At 57.4% G+C, this 18,327-nt stretch carries 17 protein-coding genes; 6 read left to right on the top strand and 11 right to left on the bottom strand.

Features of this window, described 5'->3' with window-relative positions:
• Window positions 1-58: 58 nt before the first annotated feature.
• Window positions 59-2,074, top strand: coding sequence for a M3 family metallopeptidase (locus tag AC2T28_RS18070; protein WP_486750044.1), 2,016 nt, complete (start codon window positions 59-61; stop codon window positions 2,072-2,074).
• A 93-nt stretch (window positions 2,075-2,167) separates the two neighbouring features.
• On the opposite strand, the gene AC2T28_RS18065 is transcribed toward AC2T28_RS18070, so the two are convergent.
• Together AC2T28_RS18065 and AC2T28_RS18060 are read right to left on the bottom strand one after the other, a co-directional pair.
• On the bottom strand, window positions 2,168-3,094 hold the full coding sequence (locus tag AC2T28_RS18065) for a 2-hydroxyacid dehydrogenase (protein WP_486750043.1): 927 nt from the start codon (window positions 3,092-3,094) through the stop codon (window positions 2,168-2,170).
• Window positions 3,091-3,501 carry a VOC family protein gene (locus AC2T28_RS18060; RefSeq protein WP_486750042.1) on the bottom strand — a complete coding sequence of 137 codons (411 nt, stop codon included), beginning with the start codon at window positions 3,499-3,501 and terminating at the stop codon, window positions 3,091-3,093. The genes AC2T28_RS18065 and AC2T28_RS18060 overlap by 4 nt, the downstream gene beginning before the upstream one ends.
• Before the next feature lie 87 nt (window positions 3,502-3,588).
• Here AC2T28_RS18060 and AC2T28_RS18055 point away from each other — a divergent pair, with 87 nt between their 5' ends.
• A complete protein-coding gene (locus AC2T28_RS18055; RefSeq protein ID WP_486750041.1) occupies window positions 3,589-4,425 on the top strand; it encodes a LysR family transcriptional regulator in 837 nt (278 codons plus the stop codon).
• Here the strand turns inward: AC2T28_RS18055 and rodA are convergent.
• The 6 genes from rodA to AC2T28_RS18025 all read right to left on the bottom strand — a co-directional run bounded on the left by rodA (window position 4,422) and on the right by AC2T28_RS18025 (window position 10,789).
• Window positions 4,422-5,561, bottom strand: coding sequence for a rod shape-determining protein RodA (rodA, locus tag AC2T28_RS18050; protein WP_486750040.1), 1,140 nt, complete (start codon window positions 5,559-5,561; stop codon window positions 4,422-4,424). The genes AC2T28_RS18055 and rodA overlap by 4 nt on opposite strands.
• On the bottom strand, window positions 5,558-7,501 hold the full coding sequence (mrdA, locus tag AC2T28_RS18045) for a penicillin-binding protein 2 (protein WP_486750039.1): 1,944 nt from the start codon (window positions 7,499-7,501) through the stop codon (window positions 5,558-5,560). The genes rodA and mrdA overlap by 4 nt, the downstream gene beginning before the upstream one ends.
• Entirely contained in the window at window positions 7,498-8,037 is a 540-nt protein-coding gene (locus tag AC2T28_RS18040) for a rod shape-determining protein MreD (protein ID WP_486750038.1), read from the bottom strand. The genes mrdA and AC2T28_RS18040 overlap by 4 nt, the downstream gene beginning before the upstream one ends.
• On the bottom strand, window positions 8,030-8,944 hold the full coding sequence (gene mreC / locus AC2T28_RS18035; protein WP_486750037.1) for a rod shape-determining protein MreC: 915 nt from the start codon (window positions 8,942-8,944) through the stop codon (window positions 8,030-8,032). Before mreC ends, AC2T28_RS18040 begins: the two co-directional genes overlap by 8 nt.
• Before the next feature lie 54 nt (window positions 8,945-8,998).
• On the bottom strand, window positions 8,999-10,045 hold the full coding sequence (locus AC2T28_RS18030; protein ID WP_486750036.1) for a rod shape-determining protein: 1,047 nt from the start codon (window positions 10,043-10,045) through the stop codon (window positions 8,999-9,001).
• Between the two features lie 111 nt (window positions 10,046-10,156).
• Window positions 10,157-10,789 (bottom strand): TetR/AcrR family transcriptional regulator, encoded by a 633-nt coding sequence (locus AC2T28_RS18025; RefSeq protein ID WP_486750035.1) that lies wholly within the window; start codon window positions 10,787-10,789, stop codon window positions 10,157-10,159.
• An 89-nt stretch (window positions 10,790-10,878) separates the two neighbouring features.
• Here AC2T28_RS18025 and AC2T28_RS18020 point away from each other — a divergent pair, with 89 nt between their 5' ends.
• From AC2T28_RS18020 to AC2T28_RS18010, 3 genes are all read left to right on the top strand, one after another.
• Complete coding sequence (locus AC2T28_RS18020; protein WP_486750034.1) at window positions 10,879-11,205, top strand: darcynin family protein; 327 nt, start codon at window positions 10,879-10,881, stop codon at window positions 11,203-11,205.
• Window positions 11,195-11,941, top strand: a complete 747-nt coding sequence (locus AC2T28_RS18015) for an SDR family NAD(P)-dependent oxidoreductase (protein ID WP_486750033.1) — start codon at window positions 11,195-11,197, stop codon at window positions 11,939-11,941. Before AC2T28_RS18020 ends, AC2T28_RS18015 begins: the two co-directional genes overlap by 11 nt.
• Before the next feature lie 158 nt (window positions 11,942-12,099).
• The gene (locus tag AC2T28_RS18010; RefSeq protein ID WP_486750032.1) at window positions 12,100-12,495 is read left to right on the top strand and encodes a DUF5071 domain-containing protein; all 396 of its coding nucleotides are present in this window, start codon (window positions 12,100-12,102) and stop codon (window positions 12,493-12,495) included.
• Window positions 12,496-12,787: 292 nt separating this feature from the next.
• Here AC2T28_RS18010 and AC2T28_RS18005 read toward each other — a convergent pair whose 3' ends face one another.
• Together AC2T28_RS18005 and pdxR are read right to left on the bottom strand one after the other, a co-directional pair.
• A complete protein-coding gene (locus AC2T28_RS18005) occupies window positions 12,788-14,359 on the bottom strand; it encodes a 2-isopropylmalate synthase (RefSeq protein WP_486750031.1) in 1,572 nt (523 codons plus the stop codon).
• Between the two features lie 220 nt (window positions 14,360-14,579).
• Window positions 14,580-15,956, bottom strand: a complete 1,377-nt coding sequence (gene pdxR / locus AC2T28_RS18000) for a MocR-like pyridoxine biosynthesis transcription factor PdxR (protein ID WP_486750030.1) — start codon at window positions 15,954-15,956, stop codon at window positions 14,580-14,582.
• Between the two features lie 96 nt (window positions 15,957-16,052).
• On the opposite strand from pdxR, the gene AC2T28_RS17995 reads away from it, so the two are divergent.
• Window positions 16,053-16,718: a pyridoxamine 5'-phosphate oxidase family protein gene (locus AC2T28_RS17995; protein ID WP_486750029.1), complete on the top strand. Its 666-nt coding sequence runs from the start codon at window positions 16,053-16,055 to the stop codon at window positions 16,716-16,718.
• 52 nt (window positions 16,719-16,770) lie between these two features.
• Here AC2T28_RS17995 and AC2T28_RS17990 read toward each other — a convergent pair whose 3' ends face one another.
• Window positions 16,771-18,216, bottom strand: coding sequence for an MORN repeat-containing protein (locus AC2T28_RS17990; protein ID WP_486750028.1), 1,446 nt, complete (start codon window positions 18,214-18,216; stop codon window positions 16,771-16,773).
• Window positions 18,217-18,327: the final 111 nt, after the last annotated feature.

The raw sequence follows: 18,327 nt of genomic DNA, 5'->3' as shown, positions 1-18,327 counted from the left end.
TAGGCTATTGAAGTTGGGTTGGGCCAAGCACTAGCTTGTGGGCAAAGGAGACTTTGCCATGACCAACCCGCTTTTGACCCGCTGGGACACACCGTTTCAACTCGCCCCGTTTGCCGAAATTTCTGACGAAGACTTTGCCCCGGCTTTGGATCAGGCGCTGACCACACATAGCGCGCAGATTGATGCCATTGCCAACAGCGTGGATGTCCCGACTTTTGCCAATGTGATCGAGGCGCTGGAACAGCCCTGTCACGAGATGGATCAGGTGCTGTCTGTGTTTTACACCGTCGCCGGGGCTGACAGTAATCCTAAGCGGGAAGAGTTGCAGCGGGAGTTTTCACCCAAGCTGGCGGCGCATTACTCCGCGATCACAGCCAACAAGGCTCTGTTTGCTCGGGTGGCTGCAGTGTGGGACGCGCGCGAGGAACTTGATCTGACCGATGAGCAACAGCGGGTGCTGATGCTAACCCATCGCGGCTTTGTGCGCGGCGGTGCGGCGCTGACCGGCGATGCGGACGCGCGGATGCAAGAAATCAAGGGCCGACTAGCAACTCTGGGCACCTCCTTCACTCAGAACCTGCTGGCTGATGAGCGTGAGTGGTTCATGCCGCTGGCCGAAGAAGATTTGGAAGGCCTGCCTGAGTTTGCGATTGAGGCTGCCCGCGCAGCTGGAGAAGAGAAGGGGGCAGATGGTCCGGTGGTGACCCTGTCGCGGTCAATCATCACGCCGTTCTTGCAGTTCTCGCCCCGCCGCGACTTGCGCGAAAGAGCGTTTGAGGCATGGGTGGCCCGCGGAGCCAACGGTGGTGAAACTGATAACCGTGAAATAGCTGCCGAAACCCTGAGCCTGCGCAAGGAGCGTGCACAGCTTCTGGGCTATGAAACCTTCGCCGACTACAAGCTGGAAACCGAAATGGCCAAGACACCGGATGCGGTGCGCGGGCTGTTGATGGACGTCTGGGGCCCGGCCAAATCGCAGGCCGAGGCAGATGCCAAGGTGCTAACCGAGATGATGCAGGCCGATGGTATCAACGGCGATCTGGAGCCCTGGGATTGGCGCTACTATGCCGAGAAACGCCGCAAGGTGGAGCATGATCTGGATGAGGCCGAGCTGAAGCCGTTTCTGCAACTGGACAGGATGATTGATGCTTCGTTTGCCTGTGCAACCAAGCTGTTCGGGTTGGAGTTCAAACCGCTGGAGGTTGACCTCTACCACCCCGATTGTCGCGCGTGGGAAGTGACACGGGGTGGCGAGCATGTGGCAGTCTTTATCGGAGACTACTTCGCCCGTGGCTCCAAACGGTCAGGTGCGTGGTGTTCCGCCATGCGCTCTCAGACCAAGTTCCCCGAGACGCAGGCTCCGATCGTGATCAACGTCTGCAACTTTGCCAAGGCCGAACCCGCGCTGCTGTCTTGGGATGACGCCCGCACCCTGTTCCATGAATTTGGTCATGCGCTGCACCAGATGCTGTCGAATGTGACGTATGAAAGCATTTCCGGCACCTCGGTGGCGCGGGACTTTGTTGAGCTGCCAAGCCAGTTGTACGAACACTGGCTGGAAGTGCCTGAGGTATTGCAGGAATATGCAACCCATGCAGACACTGGCGAGGCCATGCCCAAAGAGATGCTGGACAAGGTTCTGGGCGCTGCCAATTTCGATATGGGCTTCCAGACTGTAGAATATGTCGCGTCAGCCATTGTCGATCTGGCCTTTCACGAGGGCGAAGTGCCGAGTGATGTTATGGCGAAACAGAGCGAGGTGCTGGAGAAAATCGGCCTGCCATCCGCCATCACCATGCGCCACGCCAGTCCGCATTTTGCCCATGTCTTTGCCGGGGATGGCTATTCGTCGGGCTATTACAGCTACATGTGGTCCGAAGTGATGGACGCCGATGCCTTTGCTGCATTTGAAGAGGCTGGTGGCGCCTTTGATCCGGAACGGGCCAAGGCGCTGGAGGAGAACATCCTGTCGACTGGCGGTTCGGTAGATCCGACTGACTTGTATGTTGCCTTTCGTGGTCGCCTGCCGGGTGTTGAGGCCTTGCTCAAGGGGCGCGGTCTAGCCGCGGAATAACAAATGGTCCGGGCGCAAGCCCGGGCCACGCCCGACCCTCCCCACGGGAGGGCGCTTTCGCACCCACCCAGGGTCAGGCGCTGCCCTGTGGTCTCAGTAACCTAGATCGCGGTCTACAAGGTTCATAAAAGGCTCATCAGCCTCGCCACGACAAATGTTCTCGGCGATGATCTGTGCCGAGGTTATGGCGCGGGTTTCGGCAGCGATATGGGGCGTGACGGTTACATTGGGGTGCGCCCAATACGCGTGATCAGCGGGCAGGGGTTCAACGCGGAACACGTCCAGAGTGGCATGGCCGATTTGGCCACTCTCTAGCGCTGCCAGCAAGGCATTGTCATCAATCAGCGGCCCGCGACCGGGGTTGATGATACGGGCTCCACGCGGCAGCTGGGCGAGGGTTTCGGCGTTTAGTGTGTTTTCTGTAGCGGGGGTGTCGGGGAGCAGCAGCACCACGATCTCTGCTTTTTCCAGCGCCTGCTTTAGCCCCTGATCCCCATGCAGACAGGTGATGCCGTCGATAGATTTAGGCGAACGCGACCAGCCTGTGACCGGGAAGCCAAGTTGCGAAATGGCTTTGGCACAGGCCTGTCCCAAGGCTCCGAGGCCAAGCAATGTGACAGGGCGTTCCATTGCCAATGGTGGTATCTCGGGCTCCCAGCGATCCTGTGTTGCAATGGAACGGTCAATGTCCAGATGATAGCGCAGCACATGGCCGGTAACCCATTCCACCATACCCGCCGTCAGACCCGGATCCACCATTCGGCACAGCGGCATGGTTAGGGTTTTGTTGCCAACGATCTTTTCCACGCCAGCCCAAAGGCTCAGCACCGCCTTGCAGTTGATGTATGGGGTAAAGTCAGCCAGCGGCCCATTGGGGGCATAGACAATATAGTCGACGGTTTCTGGGGCGTGATCCTGGCGCAGGTCCACGTCCAACCCGGCCTCGGCAAAGGCGTTTTTGAGAGGGGCAGCATAGGCCTCCCAGCGTTCGGGACGGGCGGCGAATAAAACGTTGATCATGTGGCAAAAACTCCCGCCATATCTGCGAACCCCTTGATCTCGACTGGATTGCCCGCCGGATCATGGAAGAACATTGTGCTTTGTTCCCCCGGTTGTCCGGCAAAACGGGTGGTTGGCGCAATGGTAAATTCAACACCCTCGGCCACCAGGCGGTCCGCCAGTTGCCGCCAGTCGTCCTGTGGCAGGATCACGCCGAGATGGGGCATCGGCACCATATGGTCGCCGACTTTACCGGTATTGGCAGTGGCAAAGACCGGCCCCAGATGCAGCGAGATCTGGTGACCGAAGAAATTGAAATCGACCCAGGTGTCAGTGCTTCGGCCCTCGGCACAGCCCAGCAGGGTGCCATAAAACGCACGGGCCCGGGTCAGATCGTCAACGTGATAGGCGAGGTGGAAAATGCTCATCATTGATGTCCTTTTGTTTCCTCTGACCTAATGCAGACCCACACATTGTCCTAGCTTGTTTTTCTGTGATCAGACATAAGGAAAACTATGGATTTACGTTTTGTCTCAAGCCTCATTGCGGTTGTTGATCATGGTTCCATTGCAGCAGCTGCCCGGGTTGAGGGGATCACTGCCTCGGCAGTAACGCAGCGCGTGGCTGCGCTGGAAGACGAGTTGAAGGCAACATTGCTGCGCCGGTCGGGGCGGGTGATGCAGGCCACTCCGCAGTGTATGGCGGTCTTGCCACAGTTGCGGCACATGGTTGCAATGCAGGGCGAGTTGCGCCTGTCGTTGCAAGATCAGGTGCTGGCAGGGCCATTTCGGCTTGGGGCGATTTCGACCGCATTAGGAGACTATGCCCCGGCGCTGGTAAAGGTGCTGCGGGATAAGGCACCCGAGGTGGATTTGCATCTGGTTCCGGGTACGTCACACCAGCTGCATATAGCCTTTGAGGAAAAGCGGTTGGACGCGGCATTGATTGTCCAGCCACCCTTTAAGTTGCCAAAGACGATGCGGTTCACGTCGCTTGCTCAGCAGCCAATATGTTTGATGACGCCCGAAGGTGGGCAACCAGATGAAGAATTGCCTTATCTTGTCTACAGCCGAGAGGCTTGGGGTGCGGCGGGCTGTTGGGCAGCTTTGAATGCGCTTGAGCCGCAACCGCGCATTTTGGCGGAAATGGATGCGGTCGAGACGATTGCGCAGATGGTACAGGATGGGGTGGGGCGTGCGGTGTTGCCGGATTGGCAGGGTCGGGCCGGGCGTTTTCCCCGAATTAAGGCCCTCACATTGGATGCGCCTGCGCGCACCCTTGGGCTGCTGAGTTGGATAGGCGACAGGGATCGGCCGGTGCTGGAACTGGTTCAGCGACACCTGGCCAATTAACGCGGGCGGTGGATATGGGCGCTTTGCACCAAGCCAAATGCGCCCAGCAGCACCAGCATCACCGACCCACCGTAGGAGACCATCGGCAGCGGAACACCAACCACCGGGGCCAGCCCCATCACCATCGACATGTTCACCGCGAAATACAGGAAGAATGTCAAAGACACGCCCATGATCACCAGTGACGAGAACCGGTCCTTGGTGGCCAAAGCGGCGGCGATGCAGAACATCACGATCAGCATGTAGATCCCCAGCAAGGATACGCCGCCGATAAACCCAAACTCTTCGGCTAGGGTGGTGAAAATGAAGTCGGTATGTTTTTCCGGCAGGAAGTTCAGCCGCGACTGGGTGCCCTGCATGAACCCTCGGCCTGACCAGCCACCAGACCCAAGTGCGATCTTTGATTGGGTGATGTGATAGCCAGCCCCAAGTGGATCGGTTGAGGGATCCAAAAAGGTATCAATACGCCGGTATTGGTAATTCTTGAGAAGCTGCCATTCAGTGCCACGGCTTTGGAACACAGCTGTGACCAACCCCACACCAGCACCGATTACGGCGGCGAAATAGGCCCAGTGAACACCGGCAAGGAACATGACACCGCCACCGGCTGCAAGAAGCAGGATGGATGTTCCCAAGTCAGGCTGACGCAGAACCATAAAGGTCGGCAGTAAGATCAGGATCACCGGAGCCAGCACCCATAACGGGCGCGAGGTCCGTTCGCGCGGGAGCCAGTCGTAATAGGCGGCCAGCAGCATCACCAGGGTGATTTTAGTCACCTCAGAAGGCTGAAGTCGCATGAACCCCAGATCAATCCAGCGCTGCGCCCCCATGCCCACTGAGCCAAAAAACTCAACCGCGACCAGCAGCACAATTGAGCTGAGATAGGCAAGCACAGCCATATTCCGCCAGAACCAGATGGGCACAAGGGCGATGATCAACATGGCAACCAGACCCAGGCCAAAACGTTTGACCTGCGGTTCCACCCAGGGGCTGAACGAGCCGCCAGCAACCGAATAAAGCATCAGAAAGCCAACGCAGGCCACCGAGATCAGCAAAAGGATCAATGGCCAGTTCAGATAAAGAACTTTGCGCAAACCGGTTGGCGTGGTCTTGGCGTTGTACTCAAGATAGCTCATGCCCGATCACTCCCATCCAGCTGCCGTTGGGGGCGTTCGCGTTCGAGACGTTCCTGTTGGGCCTTTATCCGGTTGCGGTCTTTTTTGGGATAAGCGCTAAGCGGCGGGGTGCCGCCGTATAGTGCCTGCAGCATGACATCTCGGGCAATTGGCGCAGCAGCGGTTGACCCGCCGCCACCGTGTTCTACCACCACCGAAACGGCATATTTCGGGTTTTCAACTGGTGCAAAGCAGACAAACAGCGCGTGGTCGCGGCGCTCCCACGGCAGGTCACGGTTGTGGATCACCCCAGCCGCACGTTCAGCAGCGGTAATGTTGCGAACCTGACTGGTGCCGGTTTTGCCAGCCATTCGCATAGACTCTTCGATGATCCGCGACTTATAGGCCGTGCCGCGCCGATCATTTGATACTGAATTCATACCGCGACGAATGGTGCGCAGATTATTTTCATTCAGTCCGAGAGATTCACCAGCGCCGCTGGGTTGTTCGATACCATCAATGGATTTGATCAGCCGAGGTGTAATGCTACGACCGGTGGCAAGTCGGGCAGACATCACTGCCAGCTGCATGGGCGATGCCAACATGAACCCCTGACCAATTGAGGCGTTTGCGGTGTCGCCAATCAGCCAGTCTTCTCCACGGTTGCGCGCCTTCCAGTCTTTGGTTGGGGTCAGGCCGGATGCCACAGCCGACATTGGCAATTTGTGGCGAATACCCAGCCCCATGCGTTGTGCCATGGCCGAGATCTTGTCGATGCCAACCTTTAGGGCCAGATCGTAATAATACACATCGCAGGATTGTTTCAACGATGTGTTCAAGTCAACGTTGCCGTGACCGGCCCGTTTCCAGCAGTGAAACTTGCGGCCAGCCACTTCCAGATGACCTGGACACCACACGGTTTCCTCGGGGCCAATCAGGCCTTCTTCGAGCGCCGCCAGAACGGTGATCATCTTGAAGGTGGAGCCGGGCGGATAGGTGCCCTGAACCGACTTATTGGCAAGGGGGCGATAGGTGTTCTCGGTCAGCTCGCGGTAGTCAGCAACCGAAATGCCGCGTACAAACAGGTTGGGGTCAAAGCTGGGGGCCGAGGATATGGCATGCAGATCGCCATTCTCACAGTCGATGACCACGGCACTGGCACTTTCATTGCCAAGCCGCGCCTGAACATAACCTTGCAGTTCTGCGTCCACAGTTAACTGCATGTCGGCACCTGGCACCCCTTCACGGCGGTCCAACTCGCGCATCACCCGTCCGGTGGCATTGACTTCCACGCGCTTGGCTCCTGCATTGCCACGCAGGACATCTTCGCGCTTGGCTTCGAACCCTACTTTTCCAATTTGGAACCGTGGAATGCGCAAAATCGGTTCGGGGTCTTCGATCTGGCTTAGATCGTAATCGGATACCGGACCGACATAGCCAACAACATGGGCAAAATCATCTTTGCGGGGGTAGACGCGCGCCAGACCAACCTCGGGGGTTATGCCAGGCAGGGCCGGGGCATTCACCCCGACTTTGTTTATATCCTTGCGGCTCAGCTGATCGGCAAGTGTCACCGGCAAGAAGGGGGGCGAGCGGCGCATCTCGGCGATGGCCCGTTCCAGATCTTTGGGATCAATCTCGATCAATCGCGACAGATCGTTGATCACTTTGTCAACGTCGCCAGCATCTTCCGGGACGATAGTAATGCGAAACGAAGGAAAGTTGCGTGCCAGAGCAACGCCGTTGCGGTCAAAAATTTCGCCTCGGGCTGGGGCGAGCAATCGAATATTGATCCGGTTTTCTTCGGCCAGCAACCGGAACTGATCCGCCTGATCGACTTGCAGGTGGCGCATTCGCATTGCCAACCCACCAGCAAAGGCCAGCTGCACCCCGCCCAGCAATAGGGCACGTCGGGTCAGGGTGCCGTGGGTGCTGTCCAGTTCCTTTGGGTTGCGTCTCATAAGCGAACCCCCAGAGCTTCGGCTTCAACTGCGGTCAGTCTGCGCACCCCAAATACCAGATGGCTGACGGCGACGACCAGAGGATAGGCAGCAAGGGTCATGACCAGTTGGATCAGGGTCAATCCAAACGGCGCTTGTTGAACGCCGACCAAAGCCAAAATCAAACGATTAAGTACGGTAATGACGCTTAGGACCATGATCACTGAAAACCATTCTGCTGCAAATCCGATATCACGATAGGCCTGGGCACGGGGTTTAAAGTACTCACAGCCCAGTAGAACCAGCAAGGCCAGAAGTCCCGGTGGACGCTGGAACATCAGATCCGTCATCAACAGCGTGAGCGCCAATGAAAGGGTTGGCACATAATCAGGGCGGCGCAGCGACCAGGCCAATGCCAGGGCAATCAAAAGGTCGGGCGGGGCCCATCGGCGCGGTAGAGTATCCAGCGGCAGCAGGTGAAAAAAGACAATCAGCAATGCCAGCGCAGGAAAAGCAACCCGCATAAGCCAGATATGCGCAGGCGACGTGTTAGCCATTTCCGGCTCCCAAGCTTTCAGGGCGCGGGCGTGGATGGGTCGCACCGGGGAGCGGCACCACCAATCCTCCGGGATCCTGAATGACTTCGGTGCCGTGGTGGCGCAGAACACGCAAGAATTCGAGCCGTTCGTAATCGGCCGACAGGCGCACCCGCAAACGGCCCGAAGGATCGCTGGCCACCTGACCAATCAGCAGCCCGGCTGGGAACACATCGCCATCACCAGAGGTGATGACCCGGTCCCCAGGGCGCAGTTTGTCGGGGCTTTCCAAAAAGTCGATCACCGGTGCTGCGGTATTGTCACCTGCAATCAGCGCGCTTTGACCCGAAGGCTGGATGACTGCGGGTATCGAACTGGCGGCATCCGTCAGCAGGATCACCCGAGCGGTGTTGCGCCCGGTGCCCGAGATACGGCCCACCAGACCAATGCCATCCATTGCGGCCCATCCGTCCCGCACCCCGTCGCGTGACCCAACATTTAGCAACACAGATTGGCGAAACGGCGAGCCGCTGTCGGCCATGACCACACCGGTGATATAGGTCAGCCGCGCATCAAGCCGCACATTGTTGAGATCCAGAAGCCTTGCGTTCTCTTGCTCCAATTGCAGCGCGGCCTCTTTCCAGGCCTGCATCTGCCGCAGTTCTGAACGCAGCTCGCGGTTTTGCTCTGATAGGCGCTGGTAAGACTGGAAATCGCGGAACAAATTGATCGCACCCGTCACCGGCACCATGGCCCAATCCATGTTGGGCACCACAGTATCCACCACCTGTGCCCGGAACCGTTCAACCCTTGGGCTGTCGATGCGCCAGATCAGGAAAAATATGGCCAGGCACAGGCATACCACCGCTATCAGCAGCCGTTTTAGCGGGGTGGTATAGTCTTCGCGCTGGGATCGATCTTTGGCCAAGGTGTTCCTTTCGGGCGCTTAACTGGCACCGTCTATAAGCGAAAGGTAAGGGCCTTAGCTGTCGTAATCAATCGCGTGCCGCAACTGCTTTTCAAACTCCAGCGCTTTGCCGGTGCCCAGGGCCACACAGTTCAGGCATTCATCGGCAATCGACACCGCCAACCCAGTCTGTTCGCGCAACGCCAGATCCAAGTCGCCCAGCAGTGCTCCGCCACCGGTCAGCATAACACCCCGGTCCACGATATCCGCCGCCAGATCCGGAGGCGTGGCCTCTAGGGCGGTCATCACCGCTTCGCAGATTTGCTGAACTGGCTCGGCTAGCGCCTCGGCGATTTGCGCCTGGCTAATCTCGATTTCCTTGGGCACGCCGTTCAACAGGTCACGACCGCGGATCTGCATCGACTGGCCACGGCCATCGTCGGGCATCCGGGCAGTCCCGATCGATGTCTTAATGCGCTCTGAGGTGGCTTCCCCTACTAATAGGTTCTGCTGGCGACGCAGATACGAGATGATCGCCTCGTCCATCCGGTCTCCGCCAACTCGGACCGAACGCGCATAGACGATGTCGCCCAGCGACAGAACCGCCACTTCGGTGGTGCCGCCACCAATATCCACCACCATGTTACCGGTTGGATCTGTGATTGGCATACCGGCGCCAATGGCCGCAGCAATCGGTTCGGCGATCAGCCCGGCCTTACGGGCTCCGGCCGACATAACCGACTGTCGGATCGCCCGCTTTTCAACCGGAGTGGCACCATGCGGCACGCAGACAATAATTTTGGGTTTAGAAAAGGTCGACCGTTTGTGCACCTTGCGGATGAAGTGCTTGATCATCTCTTCGGCGGTGTCAAAATCGGCAATCACACCTTCACGCATGGGGCGGATCGCCTCAATTGATCCAGGGGTCCGGCCCAACATCAACTTGGCGTCTTCGCCTACGGCTAGAACCTTTTTAACGCCATCTTTGACGTGATAGGCGACCACCGACGGCTCGGACAGGATCACGCCTCGGCCTTTGACGTAGACCAGGGTGTTCGCTGTTCCGAGGTCAATAGCCATGTCCGACGTGAATAGGCCGGACAAAAATCCAAAGATCGACATATAAAGAGATCCTGTAAGTACTGCAAAGTGGACCCACGACTCTGAATAAGTTGCAGGCTTTTGATCTTATAAGCAGCAGGGCATCAACGTGAAAGAGCGTAATAGCGCTAACTAGCGCCTTTCCGCCGGGCATTGGCCCTGTTTGGCCACTTCATCAGCGGATTGAGCAAGATATCCGAGTACCGCGCGCCTGGCCCGCGCATAAAGGTCGGGGCCACCCGGCTCGCCCGCCATGGCAGCTGCGTTGATCAAGCCTTTGGTTATGGCAACAACATCACGTGCTTCTTGCAAACTGGCATCTGGCTGCACCCGCCGCACGGTGGCTAACACCAGTTGGGCCATCTCCTCGGCCAGATCAGCGGTTTCATCCGCCAGTTCCAGATGCTGCTCGACATATTCAACCTCGAAGGCCAAGGCAGGGCGTTCATATTGGTGCATCATTCCCGCACGGATCAGCGCTTCAATGGCCTGCGCCGGTTCAGCATCTATCGTTTCCAACACGGCTTGGCGCATCTGCTCCAGCAACACTTGGCGTTTGTTGCGGATCAGGGCCGCTAGGATCGCCTCTTTGTTGGGGAAGTATTGGTACAGCGAACCAATGCTGACACCGGCCCGTTCAGCAATGGCATTGGTGGTCAGATCCTGTCTGCCACTGGCTTCCAAAATGTGAGCCGTGGCCTCGACAATGGCATCCTGAGTTGCTTTGGCGCGGGCCTGACGCCCTTGTTTTCTTGGTTCATGCATCGGGTGTTTTCCTGCGGCGGGAACGCGAGTTGTGAATGTGAGCTTTAACTCACATTCTTTCCTCAGACGCAACTTAATACAGGTTTCCGATGATACTCACGATCTTTCTCCTGCTGTATGCCAAGCCTTCGTGGCTCAAACTATCCCGCGCTAAGCGGGCTGAATTGACCGAACAGAGCCTGTCCGTCAGCCTGGCGGCCCAGAACCTGACGGTTCGTCATTTTGATGCCGAAGCGTTTCATGCGCGCACCAGTGATATTGCGATAATCGAGGTGACAGATCTCGATGCCTATTACTTTGCGATCGAGGCCCTGCGCGACACGCCACTGATTACTGAGGGCTATTTTGAGGTGCGCGATATTATTCCGGCCTATGAAAACGGGTTCCAGACTTACGAGGCCTCTCATGTGGCTTGACGGCAAACATATCTTGGTGACCGGTGCGTCACGCGGCATTGGTCGTGCTTTAACCGAGCAGTTGGTTGCTGAGCGCGCGCGCGTTTTGGCGGTCGCTCGAGACTCCGAAGCGCTGAAAGCACTGCGTTGGGAATTGGGCGGACAGGTGCAGGTGCGGGCCTGCAATTTGGAAAACGGCGACGAACGTGCAGCCCTAATTGCAGAGCTCAAGACCCATGACATTCCGCTTGATGGGATCATCAACAATGCGGGCGTGCAGTTTGAGACAGACTACCTGGCCACCTCTTATCCGGACCTGTCACAGGACATCGCAACGGAAGTAAACCTGAACCTTGAGGCCCCGATGCACCTGAGCGCAGAGCTGGCGCTGGTCCTGTCACTGCGGCCGGATGGGTTCATCGTAAACGTCACCTCCGCGCTGGCTCTGGCCCCCAAGGTGGACGCGCCGGTGTATTGTGCCACCAAGGCTGGTCTGAGCAGTTTCACCAAGGCACTGCGCTATCAGGTACGCCGAAACCGATCTCAGTTGTTGGTGTCAGATTGCATCATGTCACTGGTGGAAACCGACATGACACAGGGCAGGGAGGCTAGCATGATCTCAGCGCATCAAGCGGCGCATGAGGTGCTGCAAGGGCTTAAGCGGCAGAAGAAACAGATATGGATTGGTAAAACCCGGCTGCTGCGGGTTATCCACCGGCTCATGCCCGAGCTGTCAGCCCGAATTCTACGCGGATGATAGATCCCATTTGGCCCTATCATCTCTGTGGTCTCCCGCCCCTTTGTTCTCTCATTTAAGATGAGAGCAAAGCCTTGGGCCGGGCGCCGCTGCGCGGCGCAAGGGGGAGTGGCTTCATGTCATGTTGTCGCAGCGCCCATATTGGCGCATGTTGGACCATGGATTTAAGAAACTGTATTCCCAAAGATAAATTTGACATCGCTGCAATTGAGAAGGCTGTTGATGTTGGTTTTCCAACAATTGCTCCAATCCTTCCGGATTTGCTCAGATGGGTCCAGGATGGGAACTGGCCTGTTGCAGGGCCATCAGCGCGTCTGCTTGCTAGAGCTGGGCCAGAAATTATCCCGTGGTTCAGAGAGATTGTTAACTCGGACGATGAAATCTGGATTTACTGGACGATCCATCTGGTGATTAGAAACAGTGCGATCAGCACCCAACTAGCGCTGCAGGCTGACTTAGAGCGATTGGCCGCAAGAGCGAGCCTAGATGATTGGGAGAGTGACATCGCCGAGGAGGCGCAAGCTGTTCTAACCAAGCTCAAGGACCATGTTTGAAGCCACTCGGGCGGGTCAAGGGGCGCAATAGCGCCCGTGCGCAGCACGGCTTGCCCTTGACGCGGCATTTTAAAACCAAAATTGAACAGGTGCTTTCAGGGCAAACCTGCCCCTGAAACGCCTCCCCAGCGAAAGAAAAACACCGCGCAGCGGTGCCAGGCCCAAGGCCCTAATCTGGTTCGGCGCAGCCGGAACAGCTTGGGGCGCGGGAGCATTCGGCTAACTTCAAAAACACCAGCAATGAAAAAGGGCCACCCAAATGGATGGCCCCTTGCTCGCGTTTCAACACCGCTTAGGTGATGTCTTTATACGAAATCTCGCGCGTATCAGCGCCTTCGCCAACCTTACCGCGCCGTATAATCAACCGGTTCAGCGCGCTGATATAGGCCTTGGCTGAAGCGACCACCGTATCGGTATTGGCGCTTTCACCGGTGGCGATGATGCCGTCTTCCTCTAGCCGGACGGAAACGGTGGCCTGAGCGTCGGTACCCGCGGTCACGGCCTGCACCTGGTACAGCTGTAGGTGTGCAGTGTTCGGGTGGATCTCGCGGATCGCCTTGAAGGTGGCATCCACGGGTCCGTCACCTTCGGCGGTGGCGGTCACGTCCTTGCCGTCCACTTCCATCTCAATGGTGGATTCCGCCGGGCCACCGGTGCCGCAGACAACTTTCATCGACACCAATTGTAGATGGTCATCCCCGTCACTTCCGGTGCGCATCAGGGCGATGATGTCGTCGTCGAACACCTCTTTCTTGCGGTCAGCCAGCTCTTTGAAACGGACAAAGACATCCTTCAACTGGTTGTCGCCCACCTCAAAGCCCAGCGTGTTCAGCTTGTCGCGCAGGGCAGCACGTCCCGAGTGTTTGCCCAGTGGCAGCGAGGTACCCGACAGGCCCACATCAGCCGGACGCATGATCTCAAATGTTTCGGCGTTCTTCAGCATGCCGTCCTGGTGGATGCCACTTTCATGGGCAAAGGCATTTTTGCCAACAATCGCCTTGTTCGGCTGCACCACAAAACCGGACACGGTCGAAACTCGGCGCGAGATATGCATGATCTTTTTGGTGTCGATGCCAGTGGTCCAGGGCATGATGTCATTGCGTACCTTCAATGCCATTACCACCTCTTCCAGCGCGGTGTTACCAGCCCGTTCACCCAGACCGTTGATGGTACATTCGATCTGACGCGCACCACCGGCCACCGCGGCCAGCGAGTTGGCGGTCGCCATGCCAAGGTCGTTGTGACAGTGGGTGGCAAAGATCACATCATCGGCGCCCGGAACTGTCTCGATCAGCTTTTTGATTAACTCGGCACTCTCCATCGGAGCGGTATAGCCCACGGTGTCCGGGATGTTGATGGTGCTGGCTCCGGCCTTGATGGCAATCTCGATTACCCGGCACAGGTAATCCCACTCGGTGCGGGTGGCATCCATTGGCGACCACTGAACGTTTTCACACAGGTTGCGTGCATGGGTGACGGTCTGGTGAATGACATCGGCCATTTCATCCATTGTCAGGTTCGGAATAGCACGATGCAGCGGCGAGGTGCCAATGAACGTATGGATCCGGTTCTTCTCGGCGTGTTTCACCGCCTCCCAACAGCGATCAATATCGCCAACCTTGGCACGGGCCAGACCACAGATACGGCTGTTCTTGGCGTTTTTGGCGATCTCGGAAACCGCGTTAAAATCGCCTTCCGAGGCAATTGGGAACCCGGCCTCGATGATGTCGACGCCCATGTCATCAAGCAGCCCGGCAATTTCGAGCTTTTCGGTATGGGTCATGGTGGCGCCGGGGCTTTGCTCGCCGTCACGCAGGGTGGTGTCAAAGATCACTACGCGGTCTTTGTCGGATGTATTTGTCATGTTGGTATCTCTCGTATCTGTCCTAAGCCATGTGGCGCGCTGGCGATCCCCTCTGAGCGGACGCGCCGAATGGCACGCTCAGAGGCGAGTTAGGATCAGTAGGCCACGCAGCGACGCGCCGGAAATGTCGGCGGCAGAGGAAGTGATATGTGCGCGGTTGATCATGGCAGCGATTTATACATTCCCCTTGGTAAATGAAAAGCCTCAATTGTCAGATTTTTTAACAGCCCTGAATGACTTGCCTTAGCGTGTCCAACTGACCTGGAAGTTCTTCGGGTTGCGATTGGCAGAACCCGATCAGCAGGCCCTGCGTTTGGCTTGTGGGATCGCAGTCTGAAATTCCCCGGATTGAGAAACCAGCGGCCCTGGCTGCGGTAACAATTGGGGGGTCGTTCTGGCCGGGGGGCAGAAGATAGGCAATTTGCATGCCCGCTTCGTGGCGATGGAAGCGCCCCAACCTGCGCGGCCAGGTTTCTAATGTATCTGCGATGGCGGCATAGCGCTGCGCATAAAGACGCCGGGCACGGCGAATGTGCCTGTCATATTGGCCAGATTTCAGAAATTCGGCCAACGGTCGTTGCGCAGTCACAGCGGCACCACTCGAGGCGTGTCTTAGGGCTGCGCGAAAGTGCCCAACCAGCCCCTGCGGTAGGATCAGATACCCAAGGCGCAGGGCGTGGGAAAAGGTTTTGGAAAAGGTGCCTACATAAACACATCTGCCCGCATGATCCAGCGCGGTCATGGCAGGGACGGGTTGGCCGGCGTATCGAAACTCGCTGTCAAAGTCGTCTTCAATGATCCAGCCACCTGCTTGTTCGGCTGTCGTCAGAAATGCTTGGCGTATAGAAACGGGCAGGGTGCCGCCCAAGGGAAATTGGTGCGAAGGGGTGAGCACTGTCAACTTGCTGAGCTTGGCTGGCAGCTGCGCTCCTTGGGCGCTGACAGGCAGCCATTGGACGCCCCATCCTCGGGTCGCAGCAAAACGTTGAGTGGGAATATATCCAGGAGCCTCTAATGCCAACGGACCACCTTCCCCCATCAACTCCATAGCAAGTTCCAATCCAGCGCTTGCTCCAGCGGTGACAATCACCTGATCGGCGGTGGCCGTGATGCCCCGCCAACGTCCGGCATAAGCGGCGACTTCGCGGCGTAGTTCGGGGTCTCCAAATGGATCGTCCAACTGGATGAGGGCTTTGGGCGAGTTGCGTGCAACCCGTGCCACGCAACGCACCCAGGGCTGTGTCGGGAAGATGCCTGGGTCGGGTTCCCCTGGTGTCAGCATCCCTTTTTCGGGCGTGAATGCCGCAATAGTGTGTGGCCTGGGCTGGGCCGCAGGAGACGTGATCGGGGCGACATCACAGACAAAAATTCCAGCGCCCGGTCGGCTTTCCAGATATCCCTCGGCCACCAACTGATCATAGGCCGTGACCACTGTTGATCGGGCAACGCCCAGATCCTGAGACAAGGCGCGAGAAGCAGGCAATTTCGTCCCAGCGGGTAATTCACCTTGGGTGATCTGCTCTCGCAGCCCATCGCAGATCTGCTGATAGCGCGGGGCCGCGTTCTGTGCGGATAACAGGTTGACGAAGTTGCTCATAATTGGACTGGCCATATTGTCACAATGTGGAACTTAATAACCAGCCGCTTTAGCTCTACCTGTCAAGTAAGAATTGACAGGAACGAGACGACCAAGATGAGCCAGATCCAACCAGAAGCCGAACTGAAAACCAATCGCAGCCGATTGCGCCGCGCCCATGAAAAAGGCGCCTATGACCGCGCCAGCCTCTACGCGGTGCTCGACGCCATGCCGATGTGCCACATTGGCTATCAGATCGACGGTAAGCCATCTGTGCTGCCCACCCTGCAATGGCGTGAAGGGGATCACATTTATTGGCATGGCTCCTCGGCCAGCCGTGCCCTGCGCGCGATGGAAGGCAAGGATGTTTGTGTCACTGTGACCATGCTGAATGGCTATGTTCTGGCACGGTCTGCTTTTCACCACTCAGTGAATCATCGGTCCGCGATGATTTTCGGCCAGCCAGAGAAAGTTTTGGAAGCAGAGGCCAAAGAAAGGCATCTAAAAACCATGGTCGATCAGATTTTCCCCGGTCGCTGGGAAACCCTGCGCCCGGTGACATCACAAGAGGTCAAGGCAACGGCAGTGTTGCGCATGCCCATCACCGAAGGCGCTGCCAAACTGCGCAGCGGCCCACCGGTGGATGATGATGCGGATTATGATCTGCCGATCTGGGCCGGAGTGGTGCCCATTTCAACGCAATTGGGCCATCCCGAGGATGATCCGCGCAATCTGCCTGGTGTTGTCATGCCAGATCATCTCAGCCGCATACGCATCGGTTGAGTGCGGTGTAGGGTGCGTGCTTGCACGCACCTTTGCCGGTTTAATTGCCAGTTTAATTGTCGGTTGTCGCGGTGTCTGGTGTTGCCGCCTCAGGATCTTCTGCAGCAGTTGCACCCAGCGCGCCGTTGTCCCAGTCGCCGCTGGCTTCTTGGCCGGTGGCATAGCGCATGGTGCCCGCGCCCTGACGTTTGCTGTTCAGAAAGTGGCCTTCGTAAATATCGCCATTGGCATAGGTCGCAGTCCCCTGACCACTGATCTTACCCTGCTGCCAGTCACCGTCATAGATAAAGCCGTCGGGCATTTCGATCTTGCCAGCGCCATGCCGCTGCCCTTCTGAGAATGCACCGGAATAGAGCGAGCCATCAGCATAGGTCACCTTGGCTTCGCCATGGCGTAACCCGTTTTGCCAACCTCCTTCGTAGCGATAGCCGTCGATGTAGGTCATGATGCCCATACCGTGATTGCGGGCATTTTTGAAATCGCCTTCGTACACTACGCCATTCGGGTATTTGGCCAAGCCAGCGCCTTCGATCACGCCGGCGACCCAGGTGCCTTTATAGGTTGAGCCATCAGGATAGGTGATGGTTCCGTGGCCGTCTGCCAGATCGGTACGAAACTGGCCATCATAGACCGAGCCATCAGGATAGGTCACATGTCCGTCACCCTCTATCTGGCCACCAAGCCAAGCGCCCTTGTAAATGTACCCGTCGGTTCCGGTGAACGTGCCTTGCCCATCGCGAAGGTCGTTCTCAAAATTGCCCTCGTAGACGTCGCCATTGGCATAGGTCAGCTTGCCGATACCATGCCTGCGTCCAGCCTCTAGGGGCCCCTCGTAGATATCACCATTGGGCTGCGTCAGTACGCCCATCCCATGCATCTGATCATCCACCCAGGCGCCGTCATAGATCAACCCATCGGGCATCGTCAGCTTTCCGGTGCCCTGCATTTTCCCATTTGCCACATCGCCTTCATATTTCGCGCCAGTGGAGTATGTGATCGTGGCCTTGCCCTGCTTTTTACCGTCGACCCATTCGCCGCTGTATTCATATCCGCCGGGGTTTTGCATAACGCCTTGGCCGTTGGGCAGGGCGTTTACAAAGCTTCCCTCATATCGGGCGCCGTTGGAATAGAGGACGATACCCTGGCCGTTGATCGCTCCATCTGCCCAGTCACCCTCATAGGTGCCTCCATCGGAAAAGGTGATTTTACCCTTTCCATTGGGCTTCCCTTTGCTGAATGCCCCCTCGTAAACCGAGCCATTGGGGTAGCGTGCAATGCCCTGACCTACAATTTCACCATCAATCCATTCGCCGGAATACTCATATCCGTTCGGCAGCCGATAAGTGCCGACACCATGCTGCAATCCGCCGCGAAACGTGCCTTCATAAACGCCGCCAACTTCGTCCTGGGTCGAAATCACCTGCCCCTCTTGGGCCAAAGCTGCCGCGCCCAGCGTCAATGTAACAGAAAATGCGAGTACACTGCCTAATCGGGTCATGAGAACCTCTATTTGCTCCAAGAAATCATCGCAGTACTACCACGAGTAACCTAGAAACTAGGCCACAGGATGGATTGTCGCAATGTCTTTTGCCTTCGCTCTCTTTCCCTT

It is taken from the genome of Parasedimentitalea nitratireducens, from assembly GCF_057444295.1.
The sequence above is the reverse complement of the archived record's forward strand: the minus strand, read 5'-3'. Positions and strand labels throughout refer to the sequence as shown.